This is a genomic window from Salmonella sp. SAL4457 (assembly GCF_046548235.1).
GTDB lineage: Bacteria > Pseudomonadota > Gammaproteobacteria > Enterobacterales > Enterobacteriaceae > Salmonella > Salmonella enterica.
Window position 1 is genome coordinate 470,002 of the sequence record NZ_JBGDZO010000002.1, and the last position, 17,933, is coordinate 487,934.

The 17,933-nt window shown below is 54.1% G+C and carries 23 protein-coding genes and 1 CRISPR repeat array; of the genes, 17 read left to right on the forward strand and 6 right to left on the reverse strand.

All coding sequences use genetic code 11. The features are described from left to right. Genes cas5e through cas2e form a run of 4 tightly spaced genes read left to right on the forward strand, consistent with a single transcriptional unit; the run spans position 1 to position 2,589 of the window. A complete protein-coding gene (cas5e, locus tag ACLJNW_RS09815) occupies positions 1-747 on the forward strand; it encodes a type I-E CRISPR-associated protein Cas5/CasD (RefSeq protein ID WP_023204592.1) in 747 nt (248 codons plus the stop codon). Next, complete coding sequence (gene cas6e / locus ACLJNW_RS09820; protein WP_023204591.1) at positions 729-1,379, forward strand: type I-E CRISPR-associated protein Cas6/Cse3/CasE; 651 nt, start codon at positions 729-731, stop codon at positions 1,377-1,379. Before cas5e ends, cas6e begins: the two co-directional genes overlap by 19 nt. Continuing rightward, complete coding sequence (cas1e, locus tag ACLJNW_RS09825) at positions 1,376-2,296, forward strand: type I-E CRISPR-associated endonuclease Cas1e (protein WP_000144830.1); 921 nt, start codon at positions 1,376-1,378, stop codon at positions 2,294-2,296. Before cas6e ends, cas1e begins: the two co-directional genes overlap by 4 nt. After that, positions 2,296-2,589 (forward strand): type I-E CRISPR-associated endoribonuclease Cas2e, encoded by a 294-nt coding sequence (gene cas2e / locus ACLJNW_RS09830; protein ID WP_023204590.1) that lies wholly within the window; start codon positions 2,296-2,298, stop codon positions 2,587-2,589. Before cas1e ends, cas2e begins: the two co-directional genes overlap by 1 nt. Before the next feature lie 96 nt (positions 2,590-2,685). Further along, positions 2,686-3,141: direct repeats of the CRISPR family, unit length 29 nt; unit sequence GTGTTCCCCGCGCCAGCGGGGATAAACCG. A 14-nt stretch (positions 3,142-3,155) separates the two neighbouring features. Here the strand turns inward: cas2e and ACLJNW_RS09835 are convergent. Then, on the reverse strand, positions 3,156-4,202 hold the full coding sequence (locus ACLJNW_RS09835; protein WP_000490481.1) for an aminopeptidase: 1,047 nt from the start codon (positions 4,200-4,202) through the stop codon (positions 3,156-3,158). Between the two features lie 250 nt (positions 4,203-4,452). Between ACLJNW_RS09835 and cysD the strand changes: the two genes are divergently transcribed. The 10 genes from cysD to ACLJNW_RS09885 all read left to right on the forward strand — a co-directional run bounded on the left by cysD (position 4,453) and on the right by ACLJNW_RS09885 (position 11,894). Then, complete coding sequence (cysD, locus tag ACLJNW_RS09840) at positions 4,453-5,361, forward strand: sulfate adenylyltransferase subunit CysD (RefSeq protein WP_000372384.1); 909 nt, start codon at positions 4,453-4,455, stop codon at positions 5,359-5,361. A 9-nt stretch (positions 5,362-5,370) separates the two neighbouring features. After that, positions 5,371-6,810 (forward strand): sulfate adenylyltransferase subunit CysN, encoded by a 1,440-nt coding sequence (cysN, locus tag ACLJNW_RS09845; RefSeq protein ID WP_023204589.1) that lies wholly within the window; start codon positions 5,371-5,373, stop codon positions 6,808-6,810. Next, positions 6,797-7,402, forward strand: a complete 606-nt coding sequence (gene cysC / locus ACLJNW_RS09850; RefSeq protein ID WP_001173663.1) for an adenylyl-sulfate kinase — start codon at positions 6,797-6,799, stop codon at positions 7,400-7,402. The genes cysN and cysC overlap by 14 nt, the downstream gene beginning before the upstream one ends. Positions 7,403-7,452: 50 nt before the next feature. Continuing rightward, positions 7,453-7,776, forward strand: coding sequence for a DUF3561 family protein (locus ACLJNW_RS09855; protein WP_001537530.1), 324 nt, complete (start codon positions 7,453-7,455; stop codon positions 7,774-7,776). A 190-nt stretch (positions 7,777-7,966) separates the two neighbouring features. Beyond that, on the forward strand, positions 7,967-8,278 hold the full coding sequence (gene ftsB / locus ACLJNW_RS09860) for a cell division protein FtsB (protein WP_000517480.1): 312 nt from the start codon (positions 7,967-7,969) through the stop codon (positions 8,276-8,278). Between the two features lie 18 nt (positions 8,279-8,296). Then, entirely contained in the window at positions 8,297-9,007 is a 711-nt protein-coding gene (gene ispD / locus ACLJNW_RS09865; protein ID WP_000741653.1) for a 2-C-methyl-D-erythritol 4-phosphate cytidylyltransferase, read from the forward strand. Beyond that, on the forward strand, positions 9,007-9,486 hold the full coding sequence (gene ispF, locus ACLJNW_RS09870) for a 2-C-methyl-D-erythritol 2,4-cyclodiphosphate synthase (protein WP_001219245.1): 480 nt from the start codon (positions 9,007-9,009) through the stop codon (positions 9,484-9,486). Before ispD ends, ispF begins: the two co-directional genes overlap by 1 nt. Then, a complete protein-coding gene (gene truD, locus ACLJNW_RS09875; RefSeq protein ID WP_024154721.1) occupies positions 9,483-10,532 on the forward strand; it encodes a tRNA pseudouridine(13) synthase TruD in 1,050 nt (349 codons plus the stop codon). The genes ispF and truD overlap by 4 nt, the downstream gene beginning before the upstream one ends. Then, complete coding sequence (gene surE / locus ACLJNW_RS09880; RefSeq protein WP_001221537.1) at positions 10,513-11,274, forward strand: 5'/3'-nucleotidase SurE; 762 nt, start codon at positions 10,513-10,515, stop codon at positions 11,272-11,274. Before truD ends, surE begins: the two co-directional genes overlap by 20 nt. Next, complete coding sequence (locus tag ACLJNW_RS09885) at positions 11,268-11,894, forward strand: protein-L-isoaspartate(D-aspartate) O-methyltransferase (RefSeq protein WP_000253545.1); 627 nt, start codon at positions 11,268-11,270, stop codon at positions 11,892-11,894. The genes surE and ACLJNW_RS09885 overlap by 7 nt, the downstream gene beginning before the upstream one ends. Positions 11,895-12,032: 138 nt before the next feature. Here the strand turns inward: ACLJNW_RS09885 and ACLJNW_RS09890 are convergent, their stop codons facing one another. Beyond that, positions 12,033-12,191, reverse strand: a complete 159-nt coding sequence (locus ACLJNW_RS09890; protein ID WP_223148970.1) for a peptidase — start codon at positions 12,189-12,191, stop codon at positions 12,033-12,035. On the opposite strand from ACLJNW_RS09890, the gene nlpD reads away from it, so the two are divergent. Together nlpD and rpoS are read left to right on the forward strand one after the other, a co-directional pair. Further along, positions 12,121-13,203, forward strand: a complete 1,083-nt coding sequence (gene nlpD, locus ACLJNW_RS09895; RefSeq protein WP_223151197.1) for a murein hydrolase activator NlpD — start codon at positions 12,121-12,123, stop codon at positions 13,201-13,203. The genes ACLJNW_RS09890 and nlpD overlap by 71 nt on opposite strands. Positions 13,204-13,265: 62 nt before the next feature. Beyond that, the gene (rpoS, locus tag ACLJNW_RS09900) at positions 13,266-14,258 is read left to right on the forward strand and encodes an RNA polymerase sigma factor RpoS (protein ID WP_000081498.1); all 993 of its coding nucleotides are present in this window, start codon (positions 13,266-13,268) and stop codon (positions 14,256-14,258) included. A gap of 44 nt (positions 14,259-14,302) precedes the next feature. Here rpoS and ACLJNW_RS09905 read toward each other — a convergent pair whose 3' ends face one another. The 3 genes from ACLJNW_RS09905 to ACLJNW_RS09915 are packed head-to-tail and all read right to left on the reverse strand — an operon-like array spanning position 14,303 to position 16,570. Further along, positions 14,303-14,539, reverse strand: coding sequence for a non-oxidative hydroxyarylic acid decarboxylases subunit D (locus ACLJNW_RS09905; RefSeq protein WP_000562964.1), 237 nt, complete (start codon positions 14,537-14,539; stop codon positions 14,303-14,305). A 10-nt stretch (positions 14,540-14,549) separates the two neighbouring features. Beyond that, complete coding sequence (locus tag ACLJNW_RS09910) at positions 14,550-15,977, reverse strand: non-oxidative hydroxyarylic acid decarboxylases subunit C (RefSeq protein WP_024154722.1); 1,428 nt, start codon at positions 15,975-15,977, stop codon at positions 14,550-14,552. Next, positions 15,977-16,570, reverse strand: a complete 594-nt coding sequence (locus ACLJNW_RS09915) for a non-oxidative hydroxyarylic acid decarboxylases subunit B (protein WP_023204587.1) — start codon at positions 16,568-16,570, stop codon at positions 15,977-15,979. The genes ACLJNW_RS09910 and ACLJNW_RS09915 overlap by 1 nt, the downstream gene beginning before the upstream one ends. A 170-nt stretch (positions 16,571-16,740) precedes the next feature. Between ACLJNW_RS09915 and ACLJNW_RS09920 the strand changes: the two genes are divergently transcribed. Further along, positions 16,741-17,145 carry a MarR family winged helix-turn-helix transcriptional regulator gene (locus tag ACLJNW_RS09920; RefSeq protein WP_000423338.1) on the forward strand — a complete coding sequence of 135 codons (405 nt, stop codon included), beginning with the start codon at positions 16,741-16,743 and terminating at the stop codon, positions 17,143-17,145. An 18-nt stretch (positions 17,146-17,163) separates the two neighbouring features. On the opposite strand, the gene ygbI is transcribed toward ACLJNW_RS09920, so the two are convergent. Further along, on the reverse strand, positions 17,164-17,928 hold the full coding sequence (gene ygbI / locus ACLJNW_RS09925; protein ID WP_000613181.1) for a DNA-binding transcriptional repressor YgbI: 765 nt from the start codon (positions 17,926-17,928) through the stop codon (positions 17,164-17,166). Positions 17,929-17,933: the final 5 nt, after the last annotated feature.

Below are 17,933 nucleotides of genomic sequence, written 5' to 3' on the forward strand. Positions count from 1 at the left end.
ATGAGCCAATATCTGGTTTTTCAGCTTCACGGGCCGATGGCCTCCTGGGGCGTGGATGCGCCAGGCGAAGTGCGCCACAGCCATGAACTTCCTTCGCGTTCTGCGCTGTTGGGGTTATTAGCTGCGGCGCTGGGTATTCGCCGCGATGAGGAGGAACGGCTAAACGCCTTCAATCGTCATTACCAATTTTTGCTGTGCGCCAGTGGTAACCCGCGCTGGGCGCGGGATTATCACACGGTGCAGATGCCGAAAGAGGTACGTAAGGCACGTTACTTCAGCCGCCGTGAAGAGTTGCAGGATCCTGAGTTACTGAGCGCGCTGATTTCCCGACGCGACTACTACACCGACGCCTGGTGGATGATCGCTGTCAGCGCGACGCCGGACGCGCCTTACACGTTGGCGCAGCTTCAGGCGTCGTTACAACATCCTGTGTTCCCGCTGTATCTGGGGCGCAAAAGTCACCCTCTGGCGTTGCCGCTTGCGCCGCAACTGCTGGACGGGCGTGCGCCGGATGTCCTGCGTGAAGCATATCGTTGGTATCAGGATCAATTCAATACGCTGAAACTGACTCTCCCCGGATTACAGAATGAATGCTGGTGGGAAGGTGAACACGATGGCTTAACGGCGAACAAAATTTTACGTCGTCGCGACATGCCGTTGAGCCGCCAGCAATGGCTGTTCGGTGAACGTAGCGTGAATCAGGGGCCGTGGCTCCGCAAGGAGGACGCGTGTATCTCTCAAGAATAACGCTGCACACCAGCGAGCTTTCGCCGGCACAGCTCTTGCATCTGGTGGAGCGCGGCGAGTACGTGATGCACCAGTGGTTATGGGATCTCTTTCCCGGCGGCAAGGAACGGCAGTTTCTTTATCGCCGCGAAGAGTTACAGGGCGCGTTTCGCTTTTTTGTTCTCTCACAGGAACAGCCTGCCGCCAGCACGATTTTTGACGTACAGACTCGCCCGTTTGCGCCAACGCTGAGCGCGGGACAGACGCTGCGGTTTAACTTGCGCGCCAATCCGACAATTTGCAAAAACGGCAAGCGTCACGATTTGCTGATGGAGGCGAAACGCCAGCGTAAAACGCAGGGTGATAGCCAGGATATCTGGTCTTATCAGCAGCAGGCGGCGCTGACGTGGTTGGCGCGCCAGGGGGAACAAAATGGCTTCACCCTGCGCGAGACGAGCGTTGATGCTTATCGGCAGCAGCAGATACGTCGCGGGAAAGATCGGCAGATGATTCAGTTTAGCAGCGTGGACTATACCGGCGTGCTGGTGCTTAACGATCCCGCGCTTTTCCTGCGACGTCTGGCGCAGGGATACGGTAAAAGCCGGGCGTTTGGCTGCGGAATGATGATGATCAAACCCGGAGACGACGCGTGACGTTCGTACCGCTCAACCCGATCCCGTTAAAAGATCGAACCTCGATGATCTTCCTCCAGTACGGTCAGATTGACGTGCTGGATGGGGCATTCGTGCTGATCGATAAAACAGGAATACGCACGCATATTCCCGTCGGTTCGGTCGCTTGTATCATGCTGGAACCGGGAACGCGGGTTTCCCATGCGGCAGTGCATTTGGCATCAACGGTCGGTACCCTGTTGGTATGGGTGGGCGAGGCGGGAGTGCGGGTCTATTCCTCCGGACAACCCGGAGGCGCACGAGCCGATAAGTTGCTTTATCAGGCAAAGCTGGCGTTAGATGATGACCTGCGGCTTAAAGTAGTCCGCAAAATGTATGAACTGCGTTTTCGTGAGCCGCCTCCCGCCCGTCGTTCCGTTGAGCAACTGCGCGGTATTGAAGGATCCCGTGTGCGGGCGACCTATGCATTACTGGCGAAGCAGTATGGCGTGAAATGGCATGGTCGTAACTATGATCCGAAAGACTGGGAGAAGGGGGATGTCGTCAACCGATGTATTAGCGCGGCGACATCGTGCCTGTACGGGATTTCAGAAGCGGCTATCCTGGCGGCGGGATATGCGCCGGCTATCGGTTTTATCCATAGCGGTAAGCCGCTTTCTTTTGTTTATGACATTGCCGATATCATCAAATTTGAATCGGTGGTGCCCAAAGCATTTGAGATCGCCGCTCGTCACCCGGCGGAACCTGATAAAGAAGTGCGCCTGGCCTGCCGGGATATTTTTCGCAGTTCGAAGCTGACCGGAAAATTGATCCCGCTGATCGAAGAGGTGCTCGCTGCCGGTGAAATTGAACCACCTCAGCCTGCGCCGGATATGTTGCCGCCAGCAATACCGGAACCTGAATCACTGGGTGATAGCGGCCATCGGGGGCATGGTTGATGAGTATGGTGGTTGTGGTCACGGAAAACGTACCGCCGCGCCTGCGGGGACGTCTTGCCGTCTGGTTACTCGAGGTTCGTGCAGGTGTTTATGTTGGCGATACCTCGAAGCGTATTCGGGAAATGATTTGGCAACAGATCACACAGCTTGGCGGTTGCGGAAATGCCGTCATGGCTTGGGCGACCAACACGGAGTCGGGATTTGAGTTTCAGACATGGGGTGAAAACAGACGTATTCCGGTAGATTTGGATGGACTGCGTTTGGTTTCTTTTCTTCCTGTTGAAAATCAATAAGTTGAATGTTCTTTAATAATAAGGAATTGTTATCTTACCGTTGGTAGTTTGTTATGTAGTAAAAAAGGGCTTTTAGAACAAATATATAGTTTTAGTGTGTTCCCCGCGCCAGCGGGGATAAACCTGTCCCGTACGAGATACTCCAGCGCCTGCCCGCGTGTTCCCCGCGCCAGCGGGGATAAACCGGAGTAATGGATGCCCTGCCCGGCGATTGGATTGTGTTCCCCGCGCCAGCGGGGATAAACCGAACGAATTGAGACTATTAGAGATTATTCGCCTGTGTTCCCCGCGCCAGCGGGGATAAACCGGCAACCCATTAATTAACTAAGCAGTAATAAACGTGTTCCCCGCGCCAGCGGGGATAAACCGGGTTAACCAGGGGTTTTTCCCCACTATTTCGCGTGTTCCCCGCGCCAGCGGGGATAAACCGGCAGAAACAGAAACCGGATATGAGCCATCCATGTGTTCCCCGCGCCAGCGGGGATAAACCGAGGGGCGTTCCGCAGTCGGCAAGGGCTGAAAAATGTTCCCCGCGTCAGCGGGGATAAACACGTTTCACCAGCATATCAGGACGTTTTTTCCGCCTTCGCCAGCTCTTTTACCAACGGCAGCATTATCCGCACTACATCGCGGCTACGGCGCTCAATCCGCCCTGGCAGCGCCTTGTCAATATGCTGTTGATTATCAAGCCGTACGTCGTGCCAGCTATTGCCGTTTGGGAAGGATGCATTTTTCACGCGTTGCTGGTATCCGTCTTTTTTACCCAGATTCCAGTTCGTCGCCTCAACAGAAAGCACCGATATTCCCGCTTTATCGAAAACCTCCGCATCATTACAGCAACCCGTTCCTTTGGGGTAGGATGGATTGCGTCCCGGATTGGTGTTGGCGGCGATACCATAACGGCGCGCAATCGCTAATGCCCGATCGCGGGTCAGTGTACGCACCGCTTCAGGCGTATTTTTCCCGCTATTAAAATAGAGCTTGTCGCCAACAATCAGGTTATCGAGATTAATCACCAGCAGCGTATTTTTCTTCTCAGCGTCACTCATTCGTTTGAGTAAATTTTCCGCGCCTAGCTTTCCCTCTTCTTCCCCGCTGGTGGCGATAAAACGAATCCCGTAATGGGTCGGTATATCTTTCAGACGCGCCGCCAGTTCCAGCATAACGCCTAATCCCGCGGCATTATCATCCATTCCCTGTAACGTTAAACCGCCCAGATTGGCATCGACATCAGCGTCGCTCTGCGGAGCGTACGTATCCAGATGCGCCATAATGATGATCTGTTGCGGCACTCGCCCTTCATGGGCGGCGATGACCGTACTGCCCGTCACGTTATGCCAGTTTTTGCGATTATCCTTCGTGGTATAAATAAATCGGCTATTAAACGTTCGAATATCGCTTTGGTATCCCATCTGGGTAAATTGTTGGCGTAAATAATCGGCAGACAACATCTCGGCGGGGGAGCCCGTCATTCTCCCGGGAAAAAAGGTGGCGATATGTCGTGCCTGAGTATTCGCTATTTCACCAGGCCCTGGTGATGCTGCTTGTGCAGGAAGGATAAAGCCTACGCCGAGCGCCAGAATGACGGCAAAGCGGCGCGTTGCGGAAAACATAATGAGTCCTTAAATACAGAACAAAATTTTACGTGGCTAGTATGAAACCGCGATCGTGTTAATACAATTTCATTTGCTCCTAAATGCTGGCAATCCGGTACGTTAAGCATTTTTTGATATTGGTTTTTGGGCCGCGTTATTCCTTTGAGGAACTACTCATTCCAATTCGTCATTTCATTCACTCTCCTGCGCTCCCTATAGTCGTGTAATCGAAATGTTTAGCAAAAAACGGTATTGCAAAGGAACGGTTATGGATCAAAAACGACTCACCCACCTGCGGCAACTGGAGGCGGAAAGTATCCACATTATCCGTGAAGTGGCAGCGGAATTCGCTAATCCGGTCATGCTGTACTCCATTGGTAAAGACTCCAGCGTCATGCTGCATCTGGCGCGTAAGGCGTTTTATCCGGGTACGTTACCGTTCCCGCTATTGCACGTTGATACCGGTTGGAAATTCCGTGAGATGTACGCCTTTCGCGATCGTACCGCCAACGCATATGGCTGCGAGTTGCTGGTACATAAAAATCCGGAAGGCGTGGCGATGGGCATCAATCCGTTCGTTCACGGTAGCGCTAAACACACCGACATTATGAAAACCGAAGGGTTAAAGCAGGCGCTGAATAAGTACGGTTTTGATGCCGCGTTCGGCGGCGCACGGCGCGATGAGGAAAAATCCCGTGCGAAAGAACGTATTTACTCCTTTCGTGACCGTTTCCATCGCTGGGACCCGAAAAATCAGCGTCCAGAGTTGTGGCGTAACTATAACGGTCAGATTAATAAAGGCGAAAGTATACGCGTCTTCCCGCTCTCCAACTGGACAGAGCAGGATATCTGGCAATACATCTGGCTGGAAAACATCGACATCGTGCCGCTGTATTTGGCTGCTGAACGCCCGGTTCTGGAACGTGACGGCATGTTGATGATGGTGGATGACGATCGTATCGATCTCCAGCCTGGCGAAGTCATCAAAAAAAGGATGGTGCGCTTCCGTACACTTGGCTGTTGGCCGCTCACCGGGGCGGTGGAATCCCACGCGCAAACGCTGCCGGAAATTATCGAAGAGATGCTGGTTTCTACCACCAGCGAGCGCCAGGGGAGGATGATTGACCGCGATCAGGCGGGGTCGATGGAGCTTAAAAAACGTCAGGGGTATTTCTAAGGAGCCGCTATGAACACCATACTTGCACAACAAATCGCCAATGAAGGCGGCGTCGAAGCCTGGATGATTGCCCAACAGCACAAAAGCCTGCTGCGTTTTTTAACCTGTGGCAGCGTTGATGACGGTAAAAGTACGCTGATAGGTCGTTTGCTGCACGATACCCTGCAAATTTATGAAGATCAGCTCTCTTCTCTGCATAATGACAGTAAACGTCATGGCACGCAGGGAGAAAAACTCGATCTGGCGCTGCTGGTAGATGGGCTGCAGGCCGAGCGTGAGCAGGGCATTACTATTGACGTCGCGTACCGCTATTTCTCCACGGAAAAACGAAAATTTATTATCGCCGACACGCCGGGCCATGAACAATATACCCGGAATATGGCGACCGGAGCGTCCACCTGCGATCTGGCGATCCTACTGATCGACGCGCGTAAAGGCGTGCTGGATCAGACGCGTCGCCATAGCTTTATCTCCACTCTGTTGGGGATCAAACACCTGGTAGTGGCAATCAACAAAATGGATCTCGTTGGCTACCGCGAGGAGACCTTCGCTCGTATTCGCGAAGATTACCTGACCTTTGCTGAACAGTTGCCGGGCGATCTGGATATTCGCTTTGTCCCGCTTTCGGCGCTGGAAGGAGATAATGTCGCCGCGCAGAGCGCGAATATGCGCTGGTACAGCGGTCCGACGCTGCTGGAAGTCCTGGAAACGGTAGACATACAGCGTGCGGTAGACCGTCAACCGATGCGCTTTCCAGTACAATACGTTAATCGCCCAAATCTTGATTTTCGGGGGTATGCCGGCACTCTGGCGTCTGGTAGCGTCAAAGTCGGAGAGCGCATTAAAGTGCTGCCGTCCGGCGTGGAATCCAGCGTGGCGCGTATCGTTACTTTTGATGGCGACAAAGAAGAAGCCTGTGTGGGCGAAGCCATTACCCTGGTACTCAACGACGACATTGATATTAGCCGCGGCGATCTGCTGCTGGCGGCAAACGAGACGCTGGCACCTGCGCGGCACGCTGCGATCGACGTGGTATGGATGGCGGAACAGCCGCTGGCGCCGGGCCAAAGCTACGACGTTAAACTTGCGGGTAAGAAAACCCGCGCGCGTATCGAGGCTATTCGCTATCAGATTGATATCAACAATCTGACCCAACGAGACGTCGAAAGTCTGCCGTTAAACGGTATTGGTCTGGTGGAGATGACATTCGATGAGCCGCTCGCGCTGGATATTTATCAGCAAAATCCGGTGACGGGCGGGCTGATTTTTATCGACCGACTTTCTAACGTTACCGTGGGCGCTGGCATGGTGCGGGAACTGGACGAACGCGGAGCGACGCCGCCCGTGGAATACAGTGCGTTTGAGCTGGAGCTGAATGCGCTGGTACGCCGTCATTTTCCGCACTGGGACGCCCGAGATTTGCTGGGAGATAAACATGGCGCTGCATGATGAGAACGTGGTCTGGCACTCTCATCCCGTTACTGTCGCCGCCCGTGAACAGCTCCACGGCCACCGTGGCGTGGTGCTGTGGTTTACCGGACTCTCCGGTTCGGGAAAATCAACGGTGGCCGGCGCGCTGGAAGAGGCGTTACATCAGCGTGGCGTCAGTACCTACCTGTTGGATGGCGATAATGTGCGCCACGGTTTGTGCCGTGATTTAGGCTTTAGCGATGCCGATCGCCAGGAGAATATCCGGCGGGTAGGCGAAGTGGCCAGCCTGATGGCGGACGCCGGCCTGATTGTTTTGACGGCATTTATTTCTCCGCACCGCGCCGAGCGGCAACTGGTAAAAGAGCGCGTCGGCCACGATCGTTTTATCGAGATTTATGTCAATACGCCGCTGGCTATCTGTGAACAGCGCGATCCTAAAGGGTTGTATAAAAAAGCGCGTGCGGGCGAGTTGCGTAACTTTACCGGCATCGACGCCATTTACGAAGCGCCTGACTCGCCACAGGTTCATCTTAATGGTGAACAATTAGTAACAAATTTGGTTTCCCAATTATTAGACCTGCTGAGACGGCGCGATATTATCAGATCCTGAGACACCACCGGGCTTGTATGCCCGGTATGGTCAAGGTTACAGGATTTAATATGCGTAATAGCCATAACATTACTTTCACAAGGTCAGACGCCTTCATGGTCGACGATGACGCCACCAGTGCATTTCCGGGGGCGGTGGTCGGCTTTGTGTCATGGCTGCTGGCGTTGGGGATCCCTTTTCTGCTTTATGGCCCTAACACGCTGTTTTTTTTCCTCTATACCTGGCCCTTTTTCCTCGCGTTAATGCCGGTATCGGTGATTATCGGCATTGCGTTGCATCTGTTGGTAAAGGGCAAAATACTTTTTAGCATCATGTTTACTCTACTGGCCGTAGGCGCGCTGTTCGGCGCGTTATTCATATGGCTATTAGGGTAGACGGGTTATCACTGTGCCTCCGGTCATAATTCAAACCGTAACCAACAATGAGATTATGTTCTCCTTACTCGGGTATACGTAACATCCGGCAAATGTGGTACATTTGCCGGCGTTGTCGCGGCAATCCCGTCCTTAATGTGGAGTCACAGAGGACGTTATGGGATGATGATGCCGTTTTTCAGGGGGCAGGATGGGTAAACTAACGCTGCTGTTGCTGGCTTTACTGGTCTGGCTACAGTACTCGCTGTGGTTCGGTAAGAACGGCATACATGACTATAGCCGCGTCAACGATGATGTGGTCGCGCAGCAGGCGACAAACGCCAAACTTAAAGCGCGTAACGATCAGCTTTTTGCCGAAATTGACGATCTCAATGGCGGCCAGGAAGCGATTGAGGAGCGCGCGCGCAACGAACTTAGCATGACCAAACCGGGCGAAACCTTCTATCGTCTGGTGCCTGACGCCTCAAAACGCGCGGCAACGGCGGGGCAAACTCATCGATAAACCATCCAGGGATTTAACATGGCAGCCACTTTATTGGACGTTTGCGCCGTGGTGCCGGCTGCCGGATTTGGCCGCCGAATGCAAACAGAATGTCCTAAGCAGTATCTCTCAATCGGTAATAAAACCATTCTGGAGCACTCAGTTCATGCGCTGCTGGCGCATCCTCGGGTGACACGCGTTGTTATTGCTATCAGCCCTGGCGATCATCGCTTTGCCCAACTTCCGCTGGCGAATCATCCGCAAATCACCGTTGTGGATGGCGGCAACGAACGCGCTGATTCTGTTTTGGCCGGGTTGCAGGCCGTTGCAAAGGCGCAGTGGGTGCTGGTGCACGACGCGGCAAGACCCTGTTTGCATCAGGATGACCTTGCGCGGTTGCTGACCATCAGCGAAAACAGCCGGGTCGGCGGTATCCTCGCCAGTCCGGTGCGCGACACCATGAAACGCGGCGAACCGGGGAAGAACGCTATTGCCCATACCGTAGAGCGCGCCGATTTATGGCACGCGCTCACCCCGCAGTTTTTCCCCCGCGAACTCTTGCACGATTGTCTGACGCGTGCGCTGAATGAAGGCGCGACCATCACCGACGAAGCGTCAGCGCTGGAATATTGTGGTTTTCATCCGGCGCTGGTAGAAGGTCGCGCGGATAACATCAAGGTCACCCGTCCGGAAGATCTGGCGCTGGCGGAATTTTATCTGACCCGAACCATCCACCAGGAGAAAGCATAATGCGAATTGGACACGGTTTTGACGTACACGCGTTTGGCGGAGAAGGGCCGATTATTATTGGCGGCGTGCGTATCCCTTATGAAAAAGGGCTATTGGCGCATTCCGATGGCGATGTGGCGTTACATGCGCTGACCGATGCGCTGCTGGGTGCGGCGGCGCTTGGCGATATCGGCAAGCTCTTCCCGGATACCGATCCGGCATTTAAGGGAGCGGATAGCCGCGAACTACTGCGTGAAGCCTGGCGTCGTATTCAGGCGAAGGGGTACACCCTCGGCAACGTAGATGTCACCATTATTGCGCAGGCGCCGAAAATGCTGCCGCATATTCCGCAAATGCGTGTCTTTATCGCCGAAGATCTCGGCTGCCATATGGATGAGGTTAACGTGAAGGCGACGACGACGGAAAAGCTCGGATTTACCGGACGCGGAGAAGGCATTGCCTGCGAAGCGGTCGCGTTGCTGATGAAGGCGGCGAAATGACAGAGTTTGACAATCTCACCTGGCTGCACGGAAAACCACAAGGTAGCGGATTGCTGAAAGCGAATCCGGAAGATTTTGTGGTGGTTGAAGATTTAGGCTTTACGCCGGATGGTGAAGGCGAGCACATTTTGCTGCGTATTTTGAAAAACGGTTGCAATACCCGTTTTGTCGCTGACGCGCTGGCGAAATTCCTGAAAATTCACGCTCGCGAAGTGAGCTTTGCCGGGCAAAAAGATAAACACGCCGTTACCGAGCAGTGGCTGTGCGCGCGCGTGCCGGGGAAAGAGATGCCCGATTTCAGCGCCTTTCAGCTGGAAGGTTGTAAAGTGCTGGAATACGCGCGTCACAAGCGTAAGCTGCGTTTAGGCGCGCTGAAAGGCAATGCCTTTACTCTGATGTTGCGTGAAATAAGCGATCGCCGCGATGTCGAAACACGATTGCAGGCGATTCGCGATGGCGGCGTGCCGAACTATTTCGGCGCACAGCGATTCGGCATTGGCGGCAGCAACTTGCAGGGCGCGCTGCGCTGGGCGCAAAGTAACGCGCCGGTGCGCGATCGCAATAAACGCAGTTTTTGGTTGTCGGCGGCGCGTAGCGCGTTGTTTAATCAAATTGTTCACCAGCGGCTGAAGAAACCAGACTTTAATCAAGTTGTTGACGGCGATGCGCTACAATTAGCGGGGCGTGGAAGCTGGTTCGTCGCGACATCTGAAGAACTGCCTGAATTGCAGCGCCGGGTAGACGAAAAAGAGCTGATGATTACAGCGTCGTTGCCGGGCAGCGGAGAGTGGGGAACACAGCGTGCGGCGCTGGCGTTTGAGCAAGATGCCATTGCCCAGGAAACGGTGTTGCAATCGCTGTTGCTGCGCGAAAAAGTAGAGGCGTCGCGCAGAGCGATGCTGCTTTATCCGCAACAATTAAGCTGGAACTGGTGGGATGACGTTACCGTCGAGTTACGTTTCTGGCTGCCCGCAGGCAGTTTTGCCACCAGCGTAGTAAGGGAACTGATCAACACAATGGGTGATTATGCGCATATTGCTGAGTAACGATGACGGGGTTCACGCGCCCGGTATACAAACGCTGGCGAAAGCGCTGCGTGAGTTTGCTGATGTACAGGTCGTAGCCCCGGATCGTAACCGCAGCGGCGCGTCTAATTCCCTCACGCTGGAATCTTCGCTTCGTACTTTTACCTTTGATAATGGCGATATCGCCGTACAGATGGGGACGCCGACCGATTGCGTCTATCTGGGCGTTAATGCCTTAATGCGTCCGCGTCCGGATATTGTCGTTTCCGGTATTAACGCGGGTCCGAATCTGGGCGATGATGTGATCTATTCCGGTACTGTCGCCGCGGCGATGGAAGGTCGTCATCTCGGCTTTCCGGCATTAGCGGTCTCCCTTAACGGCTATCAGCATTATGATACGGCTGCGGCCGTGACTTGCGCGCTTTTGCGAGGGTTAAGCCGGGAGCCGTTGCGTACCGGGCGTATTCTCAACGTGAATGTCCCGGATCTACCGTTAGCGCAGATTAAAGGCATCCGCGTGACTCGCTGTGGTAGCCGCCATCCAGCGGATAAAGTAATCCCGCAGGAAGATCCGCGCGGTAATACATTGTACTGGATTGGCCCGCCGGGCGATAAATACGATGCCGGGCCGGATACCGATTTCGCGGCGGTGGATGAAGGCTACGTCTCCGTCACGCCGTTGCATGTGGATTTAACCGCGCACAGCGCGCATGATGTGGTTTCAGACTGGTTAGACAGCGTGGGAGTTGGCACGCAATGGTAAGTGGACGTGTACAGGCTCTTCTTGAACAATTGCGCGCGCAGGGCATCAGAGATGAGCAGGTGCTTAATGCGCTTGCTGCAGTGCCGCGCGAGAAATTTATTGATGAAGCGTTTGAACATAAGGCCTGGGAAAATATCGCTTTGCCGATAGGCCAGGGTCAGACGATTTCGCAGCCCTATATGGTGGCGCGAATGACGGAACTGCTCGAACTGACGCCGCAATCCAGGGTGTTGGAAATTGGCACCGGTTCCGGCTATCAGACGGCGATTCTGGCGCATCTGGTGCATCACGTTTGCTCCGTTGAGCGGATTAAGGGGCTGCAATGGCAGGCGCGCCGCCGCCTGAAGCAGCTCGATTTACATAATGTTTCTACCCGTCATGGCGATGGCTGGCAAGGCTGGCAGGCGCGTGCGCCGTTTGACGCTATCATTGTGACGGCTGCGCCGCCGGAAATTCCTACCGCGCTCATGGCACAGTTGGATGAAGGCGGCATTCTTGTTCTGCCCGTGGGCGATGAGCAGCAGTTTTTGAAACGCGTGCGTCGCCGGGGCGGCGAATTTATTATCGATACCGTGGAGGCCGTTCGCTTCGTCCCGTTAGTCAAGGGAGAGCTGGCCTAGTTTGCTCTGCAAACAGCCACTATTACGCCTGATGAAGCCGAAACGAATACCTGGAGTTTTCCTGGTTATTCCCGGTGGGTTAAGCGTATCGTGAACACATTTTCCCGTGTTCACTTAATGCGTTGCACGGTTCTTACGTCACTGGTTGTTAACCAAATTTTTTCCTGGGGGATAAATGAGCGCGGGAAGCCCAAAATTCACCGTTAGTCGCATTGCGGCACTATCACTGGTTTCACTATGGCTGGCAGGTTGTACCAGTTCGTCAAACCCTCCGGCGCCGGTCACGTCTGTGGACAGTGGGTCGTCATCAAATACCAATTCCGGGATGTTGATCACACCGCCGCCAAAAATGGGCGCGACGACGCAACAAACGCCGCAACAAGCGCCGCAAATTCAACCCGTTCAGCGTCCTGTAACGCAGCCCATGCAAACTCAACCGGTCGCGGAACAACCCGTGCAGATGGAAAATGGGCGAATTGTATACAATCGCCAGTATGGGAATATTCCGAAAGGTAGCTATACGGGGGGAAGTACTTACACCGTGAAAAAGGGTGATACGCTTTTTTACATCGCCTGGATTACCGGGAACGATTTCCGCGATCTGGCCCAGAGAAACAGTATTTCTGCCCCGTATAGCCTGAATGTAGGGCAAACTTTGCAAGTTGGTAATGCATCCGGTACGCCAATTACTGGCGGAAATGCGATCACCCAGGCGGATGCAGCACAGCAAGGAGTTGTGACCAGGTCTGCACAAAATTCCACCGTTGCAGTTGCGTCTCAACCAACAATTACGTATTCTGAGGGCTCAGGTGAACAAAGTGCTAACAAAATGTTGCCAAACAACAAGCCTGCTGGGACGGTTGTCACAGCGCCTGTAACGGCACCAACGGTAAGCACGACCGAACCAAATGCAAGCAGTACGTCAACCAGCGCGCCGATTTCCGCATGGCGCTGGCCGACGGATGGCAAAGTGATCGAAAACTTTGGCGCTTCCGAAGGGGGCAATAAAGGGATCGACATTGCAGGCAGTAAGGGACAGGCTATCGTCGCAACCGCTGATGGGCGCGTCGTATATGCCGGTAACGCACTGCGTGGTTACGGTAATCTTATTATCATCAAACATAACGATGATTACCTGAGTGCCTACGCCCATAATGATACGATGCTGGTCCGGGAACAACAGGAAGTTAAGGCGGGGCAAAAAATCGCTACTATGGGTAGCACCGGCACCAGCTCTACACGCTTGCATTTTGAAATTCGTTACAAGGGGAAATCCGTAAACCCGCTGCGTTATTTACCGCAGCGATAAAGCGGCGGAACCAGGCTTTGACTTGCTAGTTCCGTCAAGGGATCACGGGTAGGAGCCACCTTATGAGTCAGAATACGCTGAAAGTTCATGATTTAAATGAAGACGCGGAATTTGATGAGAACGGAGTAGAGGCTTTTGACGAAAAAGCCTTGAGTGAAGAGGAACCCAGTGATAACGACCTGGCTGAAGAAGAGCTGTTATCGCAAGGGGCCACACAGCGTGTGTTGGACGCGACTCAGCTTTACCTTGGTGAGATTGGGTATTCACCACTGTTAACAGCCGAAGAAGAAGTCTATTTTGCGCGTCGCGCACTGCGTGGAGATGTCGCTTCTCGCCGTCGCATGATTGAGAGTAACCTGCGTCTGGTGGTAAAAATTGCCCGCCGTTATGGCAATCGTGGACTGGCGTTGCTGGACCTGATTGAAGAGGGCAACCTGGGGCTTATCCGTGCAGTCGAGAAGTTTGACCCGGAACGCGGGTTCCGCTTCTCAACATACGCAACCTGGTGGATTCGCCAGACAATCGAACGGGCGATTATGAACCAAACCCGTACGATTCGCTTGCCGATTCACATTGTTAAAGAGCTGAACGTATACCTGCGCACCGCACGTGAGTTGTCGCATAAACTGGACCACGAACCGAGTGCGGAAGAAATTGCAGAGCAACTGGATAAACCGGTTGATGACGTCAGCCGTATGCTTCGTCTCAACGAGCGCATTACCTCGGTAGACACCCCGCTGGGCGGTGATTCCGAAAAAGCGTTGCTGGACATCCTGGCCGATGAAAAAGAGAACGGTCCGGAAGACACCACGCAAGATGACGATATGAAACAGAGCATCGTCAAATGGTTGTTCGAACTGAACGCCAAACAGCGTGAAGTGCTGGCGCGCCGTTTCGGTCTGCTGGGATATGAAGCTGCGACACTGGAAGATGTAGGCCGTGAAATCGGTCTTACGCGTGAACGTGTTCGTCAGATTCAGGTTGAAGGCTTGCGCCGTCTGCGCGAAATTCTGCAGACGCAGGGGCTGAATATCGAAGCGCTGTTCCGCGAGTAAGTACCCTTGTCAAAAAAAGGCCAGTCGATAGACTGGCCTTTTTTTTACCGTTTGTCTTCTGCCAGCAGCGGCGGGATACTCGGCACCATTGGCGCGTCATCAATATCTTTTTGCGTCATGCGAAACGCTTGTGGATAGTGTTCGCGGCTGGTACGGCGTAACGGTTCGGTATCGCGCCAGGTATACAGACAATGCTGACACTGATATACCGTCCAGACTCCTTTTACCGGCGAAGTCGCCATGAGTTCAATATGTGCATCGGCACAGCGTGGACAAATCATCGGTTACTCCTTATTTACGGTTGGCCAGCATGGCGGCCAGCTTTTCAGCCCAGGCTTTAGTTTCCGGTAAATCAACAACCGGCTGGCTATAGTGACCACGGTTATCTGGCGCAACCGGCGTGGTGGCGTCAATGATCAGCTTGTCGGTAATCCCCGCCGGGCTTGAGCCCGGGTCCAGTTCCAGGACGGACATATTCGGTAGCTGTACCAGATCGCCTGCCGGATTCACTTTCGACGACAACGCCCACATCACCTGTGGCAGATTGAATGGATCGACATCTTCATCGACCATGATCACCATCTTCACATATCCCAGACCGTGCGGCGTCGTCATCGCTCGCAGGCCCACCGCACGGGCAAAGCCGCCGTAGCGTTTTTTGGTCGAGATGATGGCCAGCAAGCCGTGGGTGTACATGGCGTTTACCGCCTGCACTTCCGGAAATTCGGCTTTCAGCTGTTGATACAGTGGCACGCAGGTCGCCGGCCCCATCAGGTAGTCGATTTCCGTCCACGGCATCCCCAAATAGAGCGATTCAAAAATGGGTTTGCTGCGGTAAGAGACCTTATCGATACGCACCACGGTCATGTTGCGACCGCCGGAATAGTGGCCGGTAAATTCGCCGAACGGCCCTTCAATTTCACGTTTACGGCTTTCGATGACCCCTTCAAGAATGACTTCAGATCCCCACGGTACATCAAAACCGGTCAGCGGCGCGGTGGCGATAGGATAGGGGCTTTCACGCAGCGCGCCTGCCATTTCATACTCTGACTGATCGTATTTCAGCGGCGTTGCGCCCATCAGGGTAATGATCGGATCGTTACCCAACGTGATCGCAATCGGCAGATCTTCCCCGCGCTCTTCAGCTTTGTGCAGGTGCAATGCGATATCATGCATCGGCACTGGTTGCAGACCCAGCTTACGCTTGCCTTTAACTTCCATGCGGTAGATGCCGACATTCTGCTTGCCGAAGTTATCGGGATCGAGCGGATCGCGTGATACCACACAGGCTTTATCCAGATAGAATCCGCCGTCGCCGTCGTTCAGACGAAACAGCGGCAGGATATCAAACAGGTTGATTGCGTCGCCGTCGACGGTATTTTCCGCCCAGCCCGGATTCGCCCGCCGTTCCGGCGCTACCGGAAAATTGTCCCAGCGGCGAATAAATTCATCGATCTGTTTTTTAACCGGCGTGTTAGGCGGCAAACCCAGTGAGATGGCATGGTTCTGCCAGGAACCGATGGTATTCATCGCCACGCGGGCGTCGGTAAAACCACGAATATTGTCAAACCACAGCGCGGGCGCGCCATCGCCGATGCGTCCCGTTGCGTTGGCAGCGGCGGCGAGATCCGGCTCCGCATTCACTTCCTCGCTGATTTTCAGCAGTTGTCCCTGCTGATCCAGCGCATGTAAAAAACTGCGCAAATCATCAAATGCCATTATCCATTCTCCTGTGAAAAATTTGCTGCCTGTCGCAGTCCTTGCCAGCGGCGCGCGCGCGTATGCTCCAGACCAAACTGGTCGAGAACGCGCGCCACGATGTGCTGGATAATATCGTCAACGGTTTGCGGCAGGTTGTAGAACGCGGGCATGGGCGGCACTATCGCCACCCCCATACGAGAAAGCGCAAGCATGTTTTCCAGATGAATCGTGCTGAGCGGCATTTCCCGCGGCACAAGCACCAGCTTGCGACCCTCTTTCAACACGACATCGGCAGCGCGTCCCACCAGCCCCTCGGCATAGCCGGCGCGAACCCCCGCCAGTGTTTTCATACTGCAGGGGATAATAATCATGCCGTCGGTACGAAATGAGCCGGAGGAAATGGTCGCCGCCTGATCGGCCGGGCTATGACAATAATCTGCCAGGGCGGCTACCTCAGCGGGCGTGTAGGGCGTCTCCAGTTCAATAGTGGTTTTCGCCCACGTTGACATTACCAGATGCGTTTCAACATCAGGTATCGCCCGCAATGCCTGGAGTAGCTCGACGCCAAGCGGCGCGCCGGTCGCACCGGTCATCCCCACAATCAATCTCATTTCTTACCTCAAATATCGTTCGTATACGAACATTTTGATCAAAATACGCCCACACGGCCTTTGCGACAAGATCGCTCCCGACGCCTGCGCACGTTTAGCTAAAGCATTCGTCATTAAAAAACCGTGCATAAGTCGTTATGATAGAAAAAGTTAATTTATCCGGAGCGCTCATGGAGTTACGAAACACCGCGTTTCATCTGTTACGCCAACTTTTTCAGCAACATACCGCACGCTGGCAGCATGAACTACCGGAGCTCACCAAACCTCAATATGCGGTGATGCGCGTTATTGCTGAACATCCGGGTATTGAACAGGTCGATCTGACCGAAGCGGCGGTCAGCACTAAAGCGACGCTGGCGGAGATGTTAAGCCGGATGGAAAATCGTGGGCTGGTAAAGCGAGAAAACGATCCGCTGGATAAACGTCGGCGTTTTGTCTATCTCACCGTTCAGGGCCAAACGTTGCTCGCCGCCGCGATACCACTGGGGGATCGCGTTGACGATGAGTTTTTGGGGCGACTGAGCGCTGAAGAACGCGAACAGTTTACGCAACTGGTACGCAAGATGATGACGTAAGCGGCTTGCGCCGCTTCGCTATTGTTTGGCCATCAGCAGTGAGATATCCACTTTGGCCAGCGCCCGAATTGCGCTTTCCGGCAGGCCGTCATCGGTGACGATTTGGTTGAATTCCGCCAGCGGTAACGCCAGCCATGTAGCTACCTGGCCGTATTTGGTCGCGTCGCACACCAGAATTTTTTGGCGGCTGGCGCTGGCGACGGCCCGTTTCACCGTGACTTTATCTTCTGCCGGCGTTGAAATACCGCGCACGCTCCAGGACGAGGCGGAAATAAAGGCCTGGTCAATCATCAGCCCGCGCAAAAGCGTCGCCGCGGCTTCACCGACGCACGACCGGTTTTCCCGGCATACCGCCCCGCCAGTGTGAATAATTGTGCAACCGCTATTGTCCATCAGGTAATCGGCGATAACGAAATCATTCGTTACCACCGTAAGTTTATTCATCGTAACCAGCTGCCTGGCAATCGCCAGCGTGGTCGTACCTGCATCAAGGTAGATACAGCTTTCTGGCTGTACCAGGCTGGCGGCCAGTTTGCCAATCGCCGCTTTCTGCGGCGTCGCCAGTTCGGTTTTGATCTGATGCGAGGGTTCGTGCGCCACGCGAGTCGATGATTGCACGCCGCCAGAGACCTGGATTACCGCGCCTTGCTGCTCCAGTTTTTGTAAATCACGGCGGATAGTCATGTGGGATACATGCATGCGCTCGGTCAGTTCAGCGATACTGACGATGCCTTTCTCCGCCACCATATCAAGAATGATTTGTCGACGCTCAGTAGGTATCAACGTCT

What these genes read in the sequence shown, in the direction of transcription:
- cas5e (WP_023204592.1), top strand. Translation starts at nt 1, where the DNA reads ATGAGCCAATATCTGGTTTTTCAGCTTCACGGGCCGATGGCCTCCTGG.
- cas2e (WP_023204590.1), top strand. Translation starts at nt 2,296, where the DNA reads ATGAGTATGGTGGTTGTGGTCACGGAAAACGTACCGCCGCGCCTGCGG.
- ACLJNW_RS09835 (WP_000490481.1), bottom strand. Translation starts at nt 4,202, where the DNA reads ATGTTTTCCGCAACGCGCCGCTTTGCCGTCATTCTGGCGCTCGGCGTA.
- cysD (WP_000372384.1), top strand. Translation starts at nt 4,453, where the DNA reads ATGGATCAAAAACGACTCACCCACCTGCGGCAACTGGAGGCGGAAAGT.
- cysN (WP_023204589.1), top strand. Translation starts at nt 5,371, where the DNA reads ATGAACACCATACTTGCACAACAAATCGCCAATGAAGGCGGCGTCGAA.
- cysC (WP_001173663.1), top strand. Translation starts at nt 6,797, where the DNA reads ATGGCGCTGCATGATGAGAACGTGGTCTGGCACTCTCATCCCGTTACT.
- ACLJNW_RS09855 (WP_001537530.1), top strand. Translation starts at nt 7,453, where the DNA reads ATGCGTAATAGCCATAACATTACTTTCACAAGGTCAGACGCCTTCATG.
- ftsB (WP_000517480.1), top strand. Translation starts at nt 7,967, where the DNA reads ATGGGTAAACTAACGCTGCTGTTGCTGGCTTTACTGGTCTGGCTACAG.
- ispD (WP_000741653.1), top strand. Translation starts at nt 8,297, where the DNA reads ATGGCAGCCACTTTATTGGACGTTTGCGCCGTGGTGCCGGCTGCCGGA.
- ispF (WP_001219245.1), top strand. Translation starts at nt 9,007, where the DNA reads ATGCGAATTGGACACGGTTTTGACGTACACGCGTTTGGCGGAGAAGGG.
- truD (WP_024154721.1), top strand. Translation starts at nt 9,483, where the DNA reads ATGACAGAGTTTGACAATCTCACCTGGCTGCACGGAAAACCACAAGGT.
- surE (WP_001221537.1), top strand. Translation starts at nt 10,513, where the DNA reads ATGCGCATATTGCTGAGTAACGATGACGGGGTTCACGCGCCCGGTATA.
- ACLJNW_RS09885 (WP_000253545.1), top strand. Translation starts at nt 11,268, where the DNA reads ATGGTAAGTGGACGTGTACAGGCTCTTCTTGAACAATTGCGCGCGCAG.
- rpoS (WP_000081498.1), top strand. Translation starts at nt 13,266, where the DNA reads ATGAGTCAGAATACGCTGAAAGTTCATGATTTAAATGAAGACGCGGAA.
- ACLJNW_RS09905 (WP_000562964.1), bottom strand. Translation starts at nt 14,539, where the DNA reads ATGATTTGTCCACGCTGTGCCGATGCACATATTGAACTCATGGCGACT.
- ACLJNW_RS09910 (WP_024154722.1), bottom strand. Translation starts at nt 15,977, where the DNA reads ATGGCATTTGATGATTTGCGCAGTTTTTTACATGCGCTGGATCAGCAG.
- ACLJNW_RS09915 (WP_023204587.1), bottom strand. Translation starts at nt 16,570, where the DNA reads ATGAGATTGATTGTGGGGATGACCGGTGCGACCGGCGCGCCGCTTGGC.
- ACLJNW_RS09920 (WP_000423338.1), top strand. Translation starts at nt 16,741, where the DNA reads ATGGAGTTACGAAACACCGCGTTTCATCTGTTACGCCAACTTTTTCAG.